Origin of the sequence: Longimicrobium sp. (genome assembly GCA_036389795.1) — a bacterium.
In the GTDB taxonomy this organism is placed as follows: domain Bacteria; phylum Gemmatimonadota; class Gemmatimonadetes; order Longimicrobiales; family Longimicrobiaceae; genus Longimicrobium.
Window position 1 is genome coordinate 1 of record DASVWD010000114.1, and the last position, 17,198, is coordinate 17,198.

Annotated in this window: 8 protein-coding genes; all 8 read right to left on the bottom strand. The window is 77.3% G+C overall.

The features are described from left to right. Positions 1-999: DUF4157 domain-containing protein (locus VF746_15205; GenBank protein HEX8693768.1), on the bottom strand; the 999-nt coding region annotated here is incomplete at its 3' end. Between the two features lie 49 nt (positions 1,000-1,048). Further along, on the bottom strand, positions 1,049-1,753 hold the full coding sequence (locus VF746_15210) for a pentapeptide repeat-containing protein (GenBank protein HEX8693769.1): 705 nt from the start codon (positions 1,751-1,753) through the stop codon (positions 1,049-1,051). Next, positions 1,750-5,607 carry a DUF4157 domain-containing protein gene (locus VF746_15215; protein HEX8693770.1) on the bottom strand — a complete coding sequence of 1,286 codons (3,858 nt, stop codon included), beginning with the start codon at positions 5,605-5,607 and terminating at the stop codon, positions 1,750-1,752. The genes VF746_15210 and VF746_15215 overlap by 4 nt, the downstream gene beginning before the upstream one ends. Positions 5,608-5,771: 164 nt before the next feature. Continuing rightward, on the bottom strand, positions 5,772-8,255 hold the full coding sequence (locus VF746_15220) for a DUF4157 domain-containing protein (GenBank protein ID HEX8693771.1): 2,484 nt from the start codon (positions 8,253-8,255) through the stop codon (positions 5,772-5,774). A gap of 3 nt (positions 8,256-8,258) precedes the next feature. After that, positions 8,259-9,617, bottom strand: coding sequence for a prolipoprotein diacylglyceryl transferase family protein (locus VF746_15225; protein ID HEX8693772.1), 1,359 nt, complete (start codon positions 9,615-9,617; stop codon positions 8,259-8,261). Between the two features lie 56 nt (positions 9,618-9,673). Further along, positions 9,674-11,059, bottom strand: a complete 1,386-nt coding sequence (locus VF746_15230; GenBank protein ID HEX8693773.1) for a DUF4157 domain-containing protein — start codon at positions 11,057-11,059, stop codon at positions 9,674-9,676. 337 nt (positions 11,060-11,396) lie between these two features. Beyond that, positions 11,397-15,362, bottom strand: a complete 3,966-nt coding sequence (locus tag VF746_15235) for a hypothetical protein (protein HEX8693774.1) — start codon at positions 15,360-15,362, stop codon at positions 11,397-11,399. Next, complete coding sequence (locus tag VF746_15240; protein HEX8693775.1) at positions 15,359-16,810, bottom strand: hypothetical protein; 1,452 nt, start codon at positions 16,808-16,810, stop codon at positions 15,359-15,361. The genes VF746_15235 and VF746_15240 overlap by 4 nt, the downstream gene beginning before the upstream one ends. Positions 16,811-17,198: the final 388 nt, after the last annotated feature.

The window sequence follows — 17,198 nt, forward strand, 5'->3', positions numbered from 1 at the left end:
CACGGTGAAGGCGCGGGCCCCCAGCTCGCGGGAGAGCCGCGCGGCGCGCTCGTCGGTGTGCACGCGCACCCCGGCGAAGCTGGCGCCGAAGCCCCGCTCCAGGCGCGTGCGCGCCCCCGCGTCCAGCGCGCCCCCCGGCCCCAGCCGCGCCCGCACCGCCGCGGGGTCGGCGGCCGACGCGGCGGACGCGGCGCCCCGGGCTCCTTCCTCCGCCTTCAGGCTCAGGGAGAAGGAGAACCCCGCGGACCCGCCGCCGAAGCTCGCGCCGATCCCCAGCGGGAACCCGCCGGGGCCGACGCCCGCGGGGAGCTCGGGGACCTCCCCGGTGCGGGCCCACCGCGCGGCGGCGGCGCGGGCGCGCTCGACCACCGCGTCGGCCAGCGCGGCGGGGGTGCCGGCGTCGGCGCTGGTGTAGCGGCGGGCCGCCTGCTCCACGTGGGCGGCGGGGCGGCCTCGGTAGTGGGCCAGCCAGCGCTCCAGGTAGGGGCATCCCTCGGTGTCGCGGCCCACGGCGGCCAGCTCGGCGTCGCAGGCGGCGCGCAGGCGGCCCTCCAGCGCGTCGAGCCAGGCGGAGACGGGGGCCTGCCCCCCGCCGGCCGCGGCGCCGTCGTCCACCAGCACCGCGCCGGGGGCGGCGGCGTCCGCTTCCGGCGCCGCGGGCGCGCCCCCGCCCGCGCCGAACGAGAACGAGAAGCCGAGCGACATCCGCTGGACCGCCAGCCCCTTCTCCTCCTCTTCCCGGCAGTGCTCGCAGGTGCCGCCGCAGGCGCACTTGCGCTGCACGCGCGGGCCGCCGCGGGTGAGCGCGCCCGCCGCGCCGCCCCCCGTCCCCCCGGGCGCCGCCCCCGCGGCCGCGGCCGCCTCGCGCGCCGCGGCGAGGTCGCCGGGGAGGTGCGTGGCCAGGCGGAGCGCGTCCGCTCCGGGCGCGGCCGGGTCCCCCGCGCCCGGGCGCTTCCCCTCTCCCGGTCGCGCCGGGTCGCGGTTCAGCGCCGCGCGCACGGCGTCCTCGCCCCCCGGGCCGCCGCCGGGCGCCGCCCTTCCGCTCGCATCATGTCGCCTCCGCCGTCGTGTCGCGGTGCGCGCCGGCGAGGTCGGCGCCCGAGAGGTCGGCTCCCCCGGTGCGGGCGCCCCGCAGGTCCGCGCCGCGCAGGTCCGCCGAGCCGAGCACCGCTCCCCGCAGGTCGGCGCGCGCGAACACCGCGCGCGGGGCGCGCACCCCGCCGAGCATCGCCTTCTGCAGCCCGGCCCCGGTGAAGTCGGCGCCCTCCAGGTACGCGTTGCCCAGGTCCGCGCCGGCCATCCGGGCCTCGCGGAAGGAGGCGTGCTCCAGCCGGCTCCCCCCGAAGAGCCAGGCGCGCTCCAGCGACGCCCCGTCGAAGCGGGCGTGGGGGGCCCACACCGCCGAGGCGTCGGCGCCCGCCAGGTCGGCGCCCATGAGCGAGGCGCGCCACAGCACCGCCTGCTGCAGGGCGCGCAGCGCCGCGCCGTCCAGGCACGCGAACGCCAGGTTGGCGAAGGTGAGGTCCGCGCGGCGCAGGTCCAGCCCCCGCAGGTCGATCCCGCGCAGGTCCAGGTCCGCCTCCCCCAGCAGGGACAGGTCGCCGCCGGGGCGCGGGACGAGCTCCTCCGCGCCGGGGAGCCCGCGCAGCTCGGCGTGCCAGGCGCCGCCCTCGCCGAGGCGGGCCGCCACCGCCTCGCGGCGGGCCCGCCCCTCGGCCGTCGTCCAGCGCAGGCGCAGCTCCCCGGGCGTCAACGGGTCCTCCTCCACCAGTCGGGGTTGTAGCGGGGGTTGTCGTGCCAGTCCACCCGGTAGCGCCCGGGGCGGGTCTCGGTGACGCGGCCGAACCGCCGCACCGCCTCGGGCGGGATGTGGGCGGGGATGGAGATCTCGCCCTCGGCCACCATCAGGTTCCCGCCGAAGGTGCCTCCGCGCTGGACCCGCCCCGCGAGCTGCGCGTTGGCGTCCCACCCGGGGACGCCGCGCACCTCCAGGACCGTGCCCCCGTCGCCCGCCCAGGCGGCGGCGCCCTGGCCGTCGGGCGTGGAGACCTGCCGCGTGGCCCCGCGGAAGCCGCTCTCCCCGCGCTCCTCGACGTGCTCCAGCAGGTTGCGGTTGGGCCCGCGGGGCGGCTCGAACCCGGGGGTGCCGAGCTGGGTCCGCACCGTGTCCACGTCGGCGCTCACGCCCGTGTACAGCGGGACGTCGTGGCCCAGCGGGAAGTCGGGACGGACCTCGCGCACGCCGCCGCCGGGCGCGGGGACCTGCGCGGTCATGTCGCGGTACAGCGCCAGGTCCCGCTGGTGCTCGTGGGCCAGGGCGTCGCCGAAGCCCCGGCGCCGCGCCTCGGGGAGGGCGGCCCCCGCGGTCTCGAGCTGGGCGACCGCGTCGTACATGCGTCCCTGCGAGAGCGCCGTGTCGGCGCCCTGCAGGCGCCGCACCGCCCCGTCGGGGAGCGCGTGGATGTCGGCCGACTCCACCCCCGCCGCGCGCAGCGCCGTCACCAGGCGGCCCGCCTGCGCCTCGGGCGCCCCGGACGCCATGAGGCGCGACACCGCGAAGGCGCGCTCCAGCTGGGCCAGGTCGGCGCCCTCGGTGCGCCGGAGCGCGGCGAGCAGGTCGCCGCTCCTCGCGGCGTAGCGCGTCATCAGGCGCGGGTCCTGGACGAGGATGCGCGCCAGCCGCTCCAGCTCGTCGGCGGTGGCGCCGTTCAGGGCCCGCAGGGTGGCGTCGTCGAGCGAGCTGAGCATGAACACGGCGCGCCGGGTGAGCGCCGCCTCCACGTCGCGCCCGATGGCACTCCTCAGCCGGGTGCGCTCGCGCACCATCGCCCCCACGCCCAGCGCGAAGAGGCCGCCCGAGATGATGAGGAGGGTGATGACCTGGACGATGGCGTCCTGCTTGCGCGGCCCCGACAGGTGCGGGTCCGAGAGGACGGCGTCGATCTGCCGGACGCCCTCCACCGAGATGAGCACCAGCTGCGTCCCCTCCAGGGCCGTGGCCGACCAGAGCAGCATGCGGCCCTGGGTGGTCATCATCAGCGCCCGGCCGCCCGTGGTGGCCGCCACCCACGCGGTCCTCGCCCCGATGATGCTCGCGGCGATCCCCACCACGTCGATGGCGATCTGGGTGCCGCTCGGCCGCGCGTTCTGCAGCTGCTCGGAGATGTTGATCGCCCCCGCCGTGGCGCCCACCCCGGCCGCGGCGATGAAGAGCCCCGCCGCGATCGGCTGGCCGCCGGGGATCAGCCCCACCACCACCCCGGTGAGCGCCAGGGCCAGGCTCGCCCACCCCAGGTCGCCCGACAGCGCGCCCATGACGGAGGCGCCGCGCGTGACGAAGGTCCAGCCGCCCGGGGTGATCCCGTACGGGTTGGCGGGGATGTCGGCCCGCAGCGACCCCTCGGGGTAGAGGTTGCGCTGGTTGAAGTCTTCGATGGCGGCCGCGGTGCTCTCGCCGCCGTACTCGATGCGGGGCACGCCGGGCGTGAGGTCCAGCAGCTTGACGCGGGCCGGGTCGGCGCGGTCGGGCCCCATGAACAGCCGGGGGAGCATCTCCACCCCGGTGCGGCTCCCCACGTACGACACCCGCAGCGCCACCGCGCGCGGGTTGCCCTCGGCGTCGGTGGCGAACATGCGGGTGTGCCGGTCCACGTCGGCGAGGAACTCGCGGTACCGGGTCACCTCCTCGATCTCGCGCTCGGGGAGCACGGCCTGGACGTACTGCGCCTCGCCCACCTCGCGCCCCGCGTCGTCCAGCTGGACGACGCTGAAGCCGAAGGTGCCCGCGGTGGTGGTGCTCCACCGCACGCTCTGCCCGTCGCCCAGGGCGTAGGCGGTGCCTCCGCGGTAGGAGGTCTGGGGGAGCCCCGTGAAGGCGGGGGCGGCGGCGTCGTCGCCCAGGTTGCGCACCGTCCAGCGGAAGGCGGCCGCGTTGGGGAGCGCGTGCACGGAGAGCGTCACCCAGCCGGGCGAGTCGCGGGAGGAGAGCCGGGCCGGGTTCTCGGCCGACGTGATGTAGGTGGGGCGGTCGAAGGACTGGTCCTGGAAGCCGCCGTGGGCCAGCTGCCCGTGCGCGACCTCCAGGGCGGCGCGGTACGACGCCAGGTCCGCCCCCGTGTGCTGGGGGAGCAGCACGTCGGCGCGCGTCCGGGCCGGCACCGCGGTCCAGGTGCGCGTGAGCACCAGGCGGTCGGGGCGCCCGGCCACGGCGATGATGATCCGCTGCGTGTAGTCGCCCTCGCGCAGGATCGGGAGGGTGGTCCGGTTGGGGCGGCTGGAGAAGCCGGCCATCCGCCCCCCGCCCGGGTACTCGGTGTCCCACATGTAGACCCCGGCCGCGGGGGTGGTCGGGGTGGGCCGCTCCTGGCGCATGTGGAACCCGAGCTGCATCCCCACGATGTAGGGCTGGCCCGGCTCCCGGGCGGGCGTGCGGTCGACGGTGATCCCCAGGGCCCGCGCCTCTTCCTCCGCGTCCTCCCCCTCCAGGGTGGGCGGCTCCTCCCCCAGGCTGCACCGCTGCAGCCGGAGCGCCCCCCGCCGCGGCCGGGGCTCGCGGCCCAGGAGCACGTCCCGCGCGGCGGCGTCGGCGTCCCGCTCCAGCGCCGGGTCGCTCGCGGCGGCCGGGGACACGGCCCCGTCCCGCTGCTGCAGGGTGTGGGCGAGCTCGTGGGCGAGCAGCGCGTCGCCGGCCAGCGTCCCGGGGCGGTACTCGCCCGCCCCGAACGCCACGTCGCCGCCCACGGCGAACGCGCGCGCGCGCAGGTCGGCGGCGGTGCGGGCGGCGCGCGGGTCGGTGTGGACGCGCACCCCCGCGAAGCTCGCCCCGAAGCCGTCCTCCATCCGCGCGCGCACCGCGGGCTCCAGCGCCCGCCCGGGGCCGAGCCGCGCGCGCACGGCGGCGGGGTCGGCCGGGGAGGCGGCGGAGCTCCCCGCCGCGCCCACCCCCTTCCCCTGCACCGCCCCGGCGCCGGCCGGCGGGAGCCCGTCGCCCGGGACCCCGTCGGGGAGCTCCGGCACCCGCCCCGTGAGCGCCCACTCCGCGGCGGCCCGGCGGGCGTGCGACACGATCGCCTCCAGCAGGGCGGCGGCGTCGGTGCCCTCGGCGCCGGTGTAGCGGAGGATGGCGCGCTCCACCCGGGCGGCGGGCTGCGCGCGGTAGAAGGCGATCCACTGGTCCAGGTACGGGCACCCCTCGGTGCTCCTCCCCGCCGCGCCCAGCACCTCGTCGCACGCGGGGCGGAGCCGGGACTCCAGCGCGTCCATGAAGGCGGAGACGGTCATCCGCCCGTCGGCGGGCGCCCCGTCGTCCACCAGGACGCCGTAGGGCCCCGGCCCCGGCGCGGCGGACCCGCCGTCCGCCGCCGGCGGGGCCGCGGCGGCGGGGAGCGCCTGGCGCTGGACGGCGAGCCCCTGCCGCTGCTCCTCCTTGTCCCGGCAGCGCTCGCAGGTGCCGCCGCAGGCGCACTTGCGCTGCACGCCCCCCGGGGCGAGCGCCCACGCCAGCGGCGCGGCGAGGCCGGCCGCGCCGCCTCCGGCCCCGGCGGGCGCCTTCTCCCCGGCCTCGGCGGAGGAGGAACGGGCTTCGCGGGCGGCACGCGCGGCGGGCACGGGCTATTCCCGGCGGCAGCCGGCGGGAACCGCCGGACCGGGGACGCCGGCATCCGGCGCCGGCCGGGGCGCGGGCGGACTCCCCGGCAGGGCCGGGAGCAGTCTGGCTGAGACGCCCGCAGGTCCGCTCGACGCAGCCGGCGGCCGCGCGCTGGGATCCGGCATCACTTCTCCAGGAAGACGTCCTGCAGCGCGGCGCGGTGGGCCTCGATCAGCCCCTTCATCTTGCCGCTCTTGTCGTCGCTGCTGGGCCAGTAGTTCTTCACCTCCACCGTGACGGTGGTGATGGCCGGGCGGTCGCCGGGCTTGTCCTGCACGCCGGGCTTCCCCTCGTCGACCGCCACCGGCGCCCAGTCGCCCAGCGAGGTCCCCTGGGCCGGGGTGTTGGCCGACGCGTAGTGCACGGTGCCGCCCGGGTTGCCGGGGAGCCCCAGCTTGCCCGCGGCCGCCAGCATGTCCTGCGCGAGCTTGTCGTCGGCCTGCCCCTCGGCGGTGAGCGCCTTGTCGGTGCTGGCGTCGATCCCGCCGCGCGGGTCCACGTAGATGCCGGGCGCGTCGCCCTTGGTGCTGGAGGGCCGGTGCGCGTGCACGCTGGCGATGCGGCTGGGCTTGAAGTGCTCGATCAGCGCCACCAGCATCACGTTCTCGGGGAGCATGGTGTCGGTGAGCAGGCTCCCCGACAGCGCCTTCCCCGTGGTCTTGCCCTTGAGCCCCGTCAGCCCGGTGGCCAGGCTCTCGCCCGGGCGCGGGAGGTTGCGGTTGGGCTCGATCAGCGTCTTCTGCTTGGGGCCGATGCGGCTGTAGCGCCCGCCCTTGTCGTTGTCGACGTTGGTCCCCCGCTCCGCGGGATTGGCGGCCAGGTACGCGCGCTGGTACGCCTCGTTGTCGGGGAAGAGGACGGGGACCAGGATGGTGGTGAAGTACGGCGCTTTGGGGGCCGAGGCGAGGCTCCTGCGCAGCTCCTCGACCACCTCGATCCCCGACTGCTCGGAGCCGTGCACCCCGCCGATCACCAGCGCGCGCTCCTGGCTGCGGCCGGGGAAGAAGTACGCCTTCACCGGGCTGGGCGCGATCGTGGTGCCGCCGGGCGCCTTGGCGACCCCCGCGGTGGAGCCCGCCGCGAAGGGGTTGCTCCAGTCGGAGGGGAGGCTGGCCTCGATGTTCCCGGGCTCCTTGGGCCACTTGCCCGCCGCCGCGCGGGTGACGCGCTCGTCAAGCTTGTCCAGCGGCCACAGCGGCTCGGGGCCGTGCTTCTGGAGGGTCTCGGCCAGCCAGAGGTCGTCGCTCCCCGGCGCGAAGATCTCGCGCAGCACGGTGGTGAGCACGGCGTCGCCGGCCGCCGGGCACGCCGGGGTGCCGACGCAGAGGGAGCGGAGCTTGTCGAACACCTTCGCCTTGTCGCCCCTGGTGTCGTCCCAGACCTTGCGGACGCCGTAGGGGTCGATGGTGGGCGGCTTGGGGACGGGCTGCGGCGGGGGGGTCTCCCCGCCGCCCCCGCAGCGCTGCAGCGAGAGCCCGGCGCGGCGCGAGAGCCAGGGGCGCTCGTCCACCAGCCCCAGCGCGCCGGCCGCCGCGGCGTCGGCCTCGGCCTCCAGCTCACGCGACTCGCCCGCGGCGGGGGTGAGGCCGCCGCCGGACTGCTGGACGGTGTGCGCCAGCTCGTGCGCGATCAGCGCGTCGCCCGGCAGGGTGCCGGGGCGGTACTCGCCCGCGCCGAACGCCACGTCGCGCCCCACGGTGAAGGCGCGGGCCCCCAGCTCGCGGGAGAGCCGCGCGGCGCGCTCGTCGGTGTGCACGCGCACCCCGGCGAAGCTGGCGCCGAAGCCCCGCTCCAGGCGCGAGCGCACCCCTCCGTCCAGCGCGCCCCCGGGCCCCAGCCGCGCCCGCACCCCCGCGGGGTCGGCCGGGGACGCGGCGGACGCGGCTCCCCCGGCACCGTCGCGCGCCTTCAGCCGCAGGGAGAACGCCGCGGACACGCCGGCGAGGGCGGACGCGGCGGCGGCGCCCAGGCCGCCCGGCGCCAGCCCGCCGAGGCCGGCGCCCCCGGGGAGGTCGGGGACGCGCCCGGTGCGCGCCCACTCCGCGGCCGCCGCGCGGGCGCGCGCGACCACCGCGTCGGCCAGCCCGGCCGGGGTGCCGGCGTCGGAGCCGGTGTAGCGGCGGGCCGCGCTCTCCACGTGCGCGGCGGACTGGCCGCGGTAGTGGGCGAGCCAGCGCTCCAGGTAGGGGCACCCCTCCGTGTCCCGCCCCACGGCGGCCAGCTCGCCGTCGCACGCCGCGCGCAGGCGGCCCTCCAGCGCGTCGAGCCAGCCCGAGACCGCCGCCTCTCCCGGGCCGGCCGCGGCGCCGTCGTCCGCCAGCACCGGACCGGCGGCGGGCGCTTCCGGGCCTTCCGCACCCGCCCCGGAGGAGGACGAGAAGCCGAACGGCATCCGCTGGACCGCGAGCCCCGTCTCCTCCTCCTCGTCCGACCGGCAGCGCTCGCAGGTGCCGCCGCACGCGCACTCGCGCTGCACGCGGGGCCCGCCCGCCGGGGTGAGCGCCCACGCCAGCGGGGCGGCGGGCGCGGGCGCGCCGCCTCCGGCCCCGGCGCGCGCCTTCTCCCCCGCCCCGGCGGCGGAGGGGCGGGCTTCGCGGGCGGCGAGCACGGACTACCCCTGGCGGCGGACCGCGGCGACCGCGGGCCGGACCGGGCCCGCGGCGGCGAAGTACGCCCGGCGCCCGTCGGCCGCGGGGTCCGCGTCGGGCCGCGCGTCCGGGGCCGCCGGGGCGGGCGCGCCGTCCCCGCCCGCGGCGGCCTGGACCTGCCGGACGACCCCGCCCCAGAGCGCCTCGCCCGCGCCGGGCGCGGGGGCCCCGCCGTCCTCCCCGACGATCCGCACCGGGAGGTGGAGGACGCCGCCGGGCCCGGCCCGCGCCTGGCCGGCGTCCACGCCGGGGAGCGCGGCGGCGGCGAGCCGGCAGAGCGCCTCCAGGTCGCGCGGCCCCGCGGCCAGCGAGAGGGAGACGTGCAGCCACCCCGGCCCGGCGGGCGAGACGGCGGCGCTCACCCCGGCCGAGGTGACGCGCCGCTCCGGCCCCGCGCCGTTCCCGTCCGCGGCCGGCGACGTCGGCGAGGCCGACGCCGCCGCGTCGCCCACCGCCCGGCGCAGCTCCGCGGCGTGGGCGGGGGAGAGGAGCGCCGGGCGCCGGTCGAAGGCGCGCCGCGCCAGGAGCGCCCCGGCCAGGGCCAGGAGGAGGACGGCCAGGAGCCCCAGGTCGCGCGCCGCGGGGTCGGCCGGGTCGCGGGCGATCCAGAGCGCGGCGCCGAGCTCGCCGATCGCCATCCAGCGCGGCACGCTCATCCCCAGCAGGTGCGGGCGCCGGTCGCCGCGCAGCGCCTCGGTGCCGAAGCGCAGCACGGCGTACCCCGCCAGGAACCAGGCGAAGACGTGCCCCTCGGCCGCGAAGGGGAGGGCGGCGAGGCCGGTCGCGCCGATCAGCACCAGCCCCGCGGCCTCCAGCGCCTGCACGGGGAAGAGGCGCACCCCCACCAGGTGGCGGGGGAAGCCGTCGCGCGCGGCCTCCTCGCCGTAGACGATGCCGAGCGAGGAGGGGCGGCCGTGGCAGCAGCCCACCAGGAGGCACCCGGTGCGCCCGCCGGCCAGGAAGAACGCCAGCGCGGGGCCGACCACGTCCAGGTACGCCAGCACCGGCACGCCGAGCGCGGCCAGCACGGCGGCCACCGAGACTTCGGCGAACCAGACGTGCTCCAGCAGCACCAGCGCCTCGCGGCCCGTCGCCCAGCGGCGCAGGTATGTGTAGGCGAAGAACGAGAGCGCGCAGACCAGGCAGACGAGGGCCGCCACCGGGAGCGAGCGCCCGGCCAGGAGCGCGCCCCCGAGCGCCGTGGCCACGGCCACGTGGAACCCCGCCACGCCGCAGGTGCGGAAGGCGGGCGCCTCGCACGAGAGGCTCCCCACGCGGGTGCGGGGGAGGGAGTCGAGGAAGCGGTTGAGCGACTGCGTCATCACGGCTCCATCGAGCGAAGACGGTCAGGTCGCGGAACGCCGGGCCGGAGCAGAGCTCATCGCGGCCTCGCGGGTCCCGGGGGCGCGGGCGCCGGCGCGCGGGCCGGGGCGGCCGGCGGCGCCGCGCCGAAGCAGAAGATGAAGTGGGCCCAGGCGTCGGCCGAGCGGGGGGAGAGGCACGGCGCGGCGCAGGCCGTGCCCGACGAGCAGTATCTCTCGTCCCGCAGCGGGTCGACGTCGATTCCCCCCACGTGCGCGGCCTCGTGGAGAATGGTGAAGGCCAGGTTCACGCCCCCGGCAGGCCACCACGAGCGGGGGCAGATGTAGATCGGCAGCTGCCCGGCGCCGGTCGAGAAGGCCTCCACGCCGGGCGCGCGGCAGTCCGGGTCCAGGCAGGTGGCACCCCCGAAGCGCGGCGCGCCGTTCACGACGACGCTGACGTTCTCCACGGCGAGGACGATCTCCTGGATGGAGGGGGGCGAGAACGCGAAGAGCGCCCGCGCCGCCGCCTCCGCCCGCGCGAAGCCGCCGGGGAGGTTCATCGCGTCGATCGCGTTGCGCACCCGGCCCTGGGCGTCGAGCAGGGCGGCGGCGAACAGCCGGTCGTGGACCGGAGTGAGGGCGCACCGCGGACCGCGGGCGCTCGTGGACGCGCACGTCAGCTCGCCCGCCGGGGCGCTGGGGAGCGGGCACGGGTCCAGGGCGGCCGCGCCGCCCGTGCCCTGCCGCATCACCGCGGGAGGGCGGCGCAGCGCGGGAAGGGCGGCGCCGCCCGCCAGCACGGCGTCCGCGGCCGCGTCGGCCTCGCGCTCGGCCGGGTCGTCCGCGGCGCCCACCTCCAGGCGGGCCGCCACCTCCGCCCCGGGAGCGCCCGACTGCTGGACGACGTGCGCCAGCTCATGCGCCAGGAGCCGCCGCCCACCCGCCGTCTCCGGGGAGAAGTAGCCGGCGCGGAAGACGACGTCGCGGCCCACGGCGTAGGCGAGCGCGTGGACCGCGCGCGCCGAGGCGTCGGCCGCGGCGCCGGTGTGCACGCGCACCCCGCCGAGGCCCCGCCCGAAGCCCGCCTCGAAGAAGGCGCGCGTCCCCGCGTCCAGCGGCCGCCCGCCGCCGGAGCCGACGACCGCGCGCACCGTGTCGCGGACTCGCGGCGCGGCCGGGGAGGGCGAGGCGCCCACCGCCCGGCGCGCGACGAGGGGGCCGTCCCTCCCCGCCTCGCGCTCCCGCTCGCAGGCGGGGCAGAGCGGCTGGCGGACGCCGGTCCCGCGCTCCGCCTCCCCGGCCGCGGCGCAGCGGGCGCACCTGCGGCGGATCGCGGGCGCCCCGCCGGAGGTGGAGAGCGCGAAGGCGTGCGCGCCGGCAGGGTCCGGACGGACGGAGCCTTCCCACCGGCCCGCGCTCCCGCGCTCGCCCGCGCCGGGCCGGGGGGCGGCCGTCAGCACGGCGCCGCCTCCCCTCCCCCGGGTCCCGGCCCGGAGCGCGTCCGCGGCGCGCGGGCCGCCTCGCATCGAATCATACCATTCTGCAGAGGATCGTTCGGGCTCGAGGTCAATAACCGAATGTCTCACACGGAGGAAACGGAGTTGACGGAGAACCGCAGGGGTTCTCCGTCGACTCCGTTGACTCCGTGTGAGGCCTTTTCGCCGTTCGCCGGAAGATCAGAATCCATCCAGAACTATCCCTGGAAAACTGGTATCACACGGAGCCCGGCGGAGCCGACGGAGAAAGCTCCTCCGCCGACTCCATCGACTCCGTGCGAGGAGCCGGCTCGCCGGGCGCTCACCCGGGGACGAAGTGCGCCACGATGGTGACCGCCGGCGCGCCCGCGTAGACCGCCGCGTTCGTCGACGCGCTGCGGACCTGCTGCTGCACCGTGCCCGCGATCCCCAGCGCGGCGCGGATGGCGTTGGCCTGCTGCACCTGCGCGGGGGTGGCCGCGGCCGGCGTGACCAGCGCGATCTCGGCGGGGTTGCTCACCGTGCCGAACGCGCTCTTCACCGCCGCCAGCGAGGACGGTTCGGCCTGGGCGGTGCCCTGCACGAACTGCACGTCGCCGAGCGGCTGGCCGAACCGGGACAGCTCGGCCCCGGTGACCCCCGTGTTCATGGCGCTCAGCATGCCCCGCAGGTGCTCCTGGCTGGCCGCCTGGAAGACGTGGTGGCTCTCCAGCGCCGGCGCCGAGGCCGGCTCCAGGAGCAGGAGCGCCTGGCACGCGCCGAAGACGCTCTCCGCGCTCGTCCGCGTTCCCTCGGTGAGCGTGCCGCCCAGCGCCTGGGCGATGGCGCCGCCCTGCGGCCCGGCGACGGACGCGCTGCCGCCCTGCTCGGGGACCACGATCAGCGCCCGCCCCACCGGCAGCCCGTTCCACTCCGCGTCCCACTTGGTCTTGACCGGCTGGAGCGAGTCGAGGGCGACCGTGGTGCTCTTCCCCAGGAAGCTCACGACCCCCAGGTCGCGCTCCGGCGGGAAGTTGCCCAGGTGCTGGGCCAGCGTCCCCGCCTCCAGCTGCTGGATGGCGAAGTTCATCGTCCCCTGGTCGCCCAGCTGGATCACGCGGACGCAGGTGTTCTGCACGGGGCGGGTGACGAAGGCCATCACCCCGTCCACCCCCGAGGCGTCCAGGAAGTCGGGGGGCTCGGCCAGGACGTCGAGCGCCAGCGCCGGGGCGGGCGTGACGTCGTCGAACACCGCCGCCACCCGGTCGAGCCGCGCGTCGAGCAGCGCGTCGGGGTCGCCGGCCCCGGCGCCCGCGCCCGCCACCGCGCCGTACACCAGCTCGGCGGCCGGCTGCGCCGCCTGCCACGCCTGCAGCAGGTCGCCGCGCGGCGTCATCAGCTCCGAGGTGCCGCCGCGGAAGAGCGGGAACGCCTCCAGCACGTCGATGGGGGGCATCTCGTCGGGGTCGACCGGCTTCGCGCCGGTGAACACGTCGCGGATGTCCGGCAGGTCGGCGTCCTGCGGCACCTCGACGTGGAAGACGCGGTAGCGGCGCGGCGGCGCGGCCACGGCGGCCGGCGGGCAGCAGTCGCACGAGCTGCGGCGCCGGCGGTGGAAGAGCACCCAGTCGCGCCGGGCGCGCACCACCTTCTCCTCGCCCGCGGGGGGCGGCGGGAAGAGGAGCCGCTCGCCCGCGTCGCGGAAGCCGGGCTCGTCGAGCGCCGTCTCCAGCATCTTGAGCGCCTGGATCGAGCGCACGTGGAAGGAGTTGGCCGGCTCCACCACCGCCGGGTTCTCGCGCGCCGTGGCGGCGGCCACCTGCACGAGGCGGGGCCGCTGGCCGCTCTGGATCTGCCGGATCGTCTCCTGCAGCTGCGAGACCTTCGCCGGGTCCGGCTGCTGCTTCTGCTGCTCCCGCTTCAGCATCTCCTGCGCGGTGAGCAGCATGTCCATGGAGGCCTGGGCCTGGGCCAGCACCGGGTCGCCGTTCCACGAGGTGGTGAAGGAGAGCGACAGGCCGTTGGGAAGGGTGAGCGTGGCGGTGCTGGAGCGGCCGCCGCTCGAGAGGAGCCCGCGGCGCAGCTCCACCGGCACCTTGACGAAGCGCGCCGGCTCGGGCTCGGTGTCCTGGCTGCCGCGCAGCGCGAACGTCCCCTTGAAGAGGCCGCGCATCACGCTGCCGTTGCCGGCCTCCTGCTGGCAGACCAGGTCGCCGGTGAGGCTCACCTCGGTGGCGGCGGCCCCCGCGACGGTGCCGGTGGCCACCGTCCCCGACTGCTGGACGGAGAGCATGATCGCCAGCGCCACCTCGCCGCGCACCGCGCCGCTCTCGCCCACCTTCAGCGCGAACGGGTCGCGCTCGGAGCGCACGGTGGCCCAGGCGGCCAGCGACATCTCGCGGACTTGCGTCCCGGTGTCCTGGTAGGCGTAAACGCCGCCGCGCTCCTGAGCGAAGACGCCGCCGCGCTCCTGGCCGAAGACGCCGCCGCGCCGGAAGAGCCAGCCGAGCATCCGCTCCGCGTCGGGCGCCCGCAGCGGCGCGGCCTCGGGCGCGCCCTCCGGCGCCCCCTCGCCCCCGGCGGACGAGAAGGAGCGCCTGGCGGTGTTGAGCGTGTTCGTGCTCGTCCTCCCCAGCGTGACCCGGGCGGTGCCGGCGAAGTGGAAGGCGCCGCCGCCCGTCTCCAGCGTCTCGCCGCGCCCGGCGCCCTGGATCGCCAGCGACCGCCCCTCCTCCTCGCCCTCGCCGTCCTCCCCGCCCCCGCCCCCCTCCCCGCCGCCCACGATCTCGCCCGCGCGGGGGCCGAAGGCGACGCGCACCTCGAAGCCCATCCCCCTGGGCCGGGGCCCCTCCAGCTCCTCGCCGTCGGGGACCAGCACGTCCACCTCGGGCCGGTCGCCGGGGTTGGCGAGGCCCTGCAGGAGGCAGATGCGGTCCATGTGCTGCGCCTCTTCCAGCGCGTGCGGCACGTAGTCGGGCCGGACGACGCAGAAGCGCAGGTCCACCCCCTCGCCCAGCAGGCGGCGCACCTGGGTGTTGACGTCCACCTGGCCGGGGACCACGGGGAGGTACCCGGCGGGGGGGAGCTCCACGATCCCGCAGCGGTCGATCAGGATGCGGGGGCCGGTCTCGGCCGGCTGCGCCTGGTCGAGCGCCGCCGTGATCTCGGCGCGCAGCCGGGTCATCCCGGCGACCGCGGTGCGGTCGGTGGTCGAGCGCTGCAGGCTCCGCTCCACCGACTCCAGCAGCGTCGCCGCCTCGCGCAGCAGGGTGCGCTGCGGGGCGCAGGGGTCGTCTTCGCCCTCGGGCTCCTCGCCGGCGCAGTCGGCCAGCTGGCACTGGAACTGGAGCACCTGGGCCAGGAACACGGGCCAGGGGCGCATCGCCATCTGCCACTGCCAGTAGCGCCGGGGCGGCGTCTGCATCCGCTCGCGCCGCGCCGTCCACTCGTCGAGCCACTGCGCCGCGCCGCCGCTCACCGACACCACGGCCAGGGGAACCAGCGAGCCGGTCTCGGCGCCGGCGCCCACGCACCAGAGGCGCGTCTTCAGCCGCGCGCCCGACATCTCCTCGCCCAGGCGCTCGCGCTCGTCGGCGAAGTACGCGCTGGCCACGCGCGAGCGCAGGTGCCTGCGGCCGAGCCAGGGCGCCGTGCACGCCGCCTCGTCCAGGAGGAGGGGGAGCGCCAGCACGGCCACGCCGTCCAGCCGGTACGGCCGGTTGGTGCTGGTGGTGCACGCCTCCTCGCACAGCTTGCCGTAGACGTCCTCCTCGCCGCAGAGCGCCTCGGCGTGCACCAGCGCGATCAGGTACAGGTCGCTGGCGAAGGAGGTCTCGGGGACGGGGGGCTGGACGGACGCCTCCACGCACTCCGCGAAGCCGGGCGAGCCGGAGACCCCCGCCGTGCCCGAGCCCGACCCCGTGGGGGGCCGGGAGCGCCGGATCACCTCGGCCAGGTCCACCCGCGCGTCGTGCGGGAGGAAGAGGACGCGCCCCCGCGGGTCGATGGCGAGCCCGGGCGAGAGGCCGAGCTGCGCCCCCCCGCCCGCCAGGGTGACGTCGAGGCCGTTGACCACCCCGGCGCCCCCGGCGCGGTTGGAGAGCTCCACCAGGGAGCGGAAGTAGGCCTGCTCGCGTGAGAGGTCGTCGGCGCGCAGGAACTTGCCGTCGAAGTAGTTGAGCCGCAGGAGCGGGGTGGGCTGCGGGATCAGCGTCAGGCCGCTCTCCGCCCCCACCAGGACGAGCGGCGCCTGGCCGGAGCCCGCTCCATTCACGGACACGGCTGCGGCCTTGCTGGCGGTCTGGGTCACGTCTCGCTCCTTTTCAGCATGAGGACGAAGTCATGTCCGTCTTCGGTGCCCCCGGGGGGGCCGCCCACCGTGCCCGCGAGCGGGACGCCGTTGGAGCCCAGCAGCGGCGCGGGCCCGGTCCCCCGGGCGATGATCCGCACCAGGTTCCCCCCGTAGCCGGTGTCGAGGTCGAGCCGCACGCGGGTGCCGCCGCGGTCCACCCCCGCCGCGCGGATCTCCACCGCGTGCCACCCGTCGCGGTTGTCGTACGCCGACACCGAGAACGACTCGGGCGCCACGCTGGCGCGCGAGAGGCGGCGGGTGGCCGTGAAGGTCACCGCCTCGCCCTCGAGCGCCACCGAGTCCGGGTCGATGCGCGGCCCGCCGGCGTCGGCCGGGTACGCGGGCCCCGAGTCCGCCGCCGGAGTCGCCTCTTCGCCCCGGCCCTCGGGCGCGGGCGCGGCCGCCAGCAGGCGGAAGAGCGGCCCGCAGAGGAGCTCCTGGATGGTGGAGGTGGCCACGTGCGAGGGGCGCACGGTGTTGTCCACCGGCCCGGCCCCGGCGAAGACCAGCGGGTCCCCCGGGTTCGCCCCGGGCCTGAGGGTGATGCCCTCGACCCGTGCGAGGACGACGCACGTGTCCTCCGGCGCCGGGAAGAGCGTGGCGCCGCCGCCGTCGGGGTCCACGAAGGGGCGCAGCCCGATCTCGTCGAGCGCGGCGAAGCGGCGGAAGGCGGCCAGGTAGGCGCGGGGCTGCTGCTCGGTGGCCAGCGCCAGGATGTCGGCGCGCGCGTCGAGCACGTCCTGCTCGTCCCCGGTGGGCGCCGCCGGGTCGGGCTCCAGCGCGAAGAGGAGGCGGAGCCGCCGGTACGGCGACGGCGTCTGCGCGCGCGGCGGCGGGAGGCCGGGGACCAGGCGCAGCTCCACCGTCTCCTGGGCCCGCGAGTAGGCCACGTCGCCGCCCGAGCCGTCGCACGGCTCGGAGATGGAGGGGACGGGGCGGGACAGGCAGGCGCGGAAGCAGGCGACCACGTGGGCGATGAGCGTCACCGTCCCGTCGCCGGCCGTCCGGACGGCGTCGCGCATCTCCGCGTCGTCCTTGTGGGCGTCGTACCAGGCGGCCAGGTTCACGCAGGCGGCGCCCTCCAGGTGCAGCTCGCGCCCGGCGCCGTCCAGGGCGAAGCCGGGGAGCACGCGCACCTCGCCGCGCAGCGTCCCCGAGCCCTCCGTCACCTCGGGGAGGTCCACCCCGAGTCCCCACACCACGCCCTCGCCGTGGAGCCAGGCGTTGTGCAGGCGCAGCTTGCCGCGGTGGTAGGCCTGCTCGCTCTCGAAGTCGTCCACCCCCAGCAGCATGCCGAAGTGGTAGCGCGGCGCGTAGAAGGGGCTCGACGGCAGGAGCGCGCTCCCGGCCGGGGCGGTCCCCGCGCCGTTGCCGCCGCAGCCGCGGGTCAGGGTGTCGGTTGCCACGATGGCTCCTTTCTCGTTGCGAACTGAAGTCCGGATAGTGTTTTAGTCCTTAGTCCTTAGTCCTTAGTCCTAAGTGCTTTCACCGGGCGCTCGGATACTGGGCACTGGCGTAACTGCGAACTTCTGGAGCTTCGACCGGCATCGGCGCGGGCGCTCCCCTCCCCAGCCCTCACCGCGACGGGTTTTGTAGGGGCGAGCCTGCGAGTCCGTGCGATGGTGGCCCCGGCACATTGCTCCTCTCGCGCATCACCCGGTATCCTTCGGTCGAGGCAGGCCTCGCCCCTACAGAGGATCGGGCTAAGGCTCAAGACACTAAGGACTAAGGACTAAGGACTAAGGACTAAGGACTAAGGACTAAGGACTAAGGACTAAGGACTAAGGACTAAGC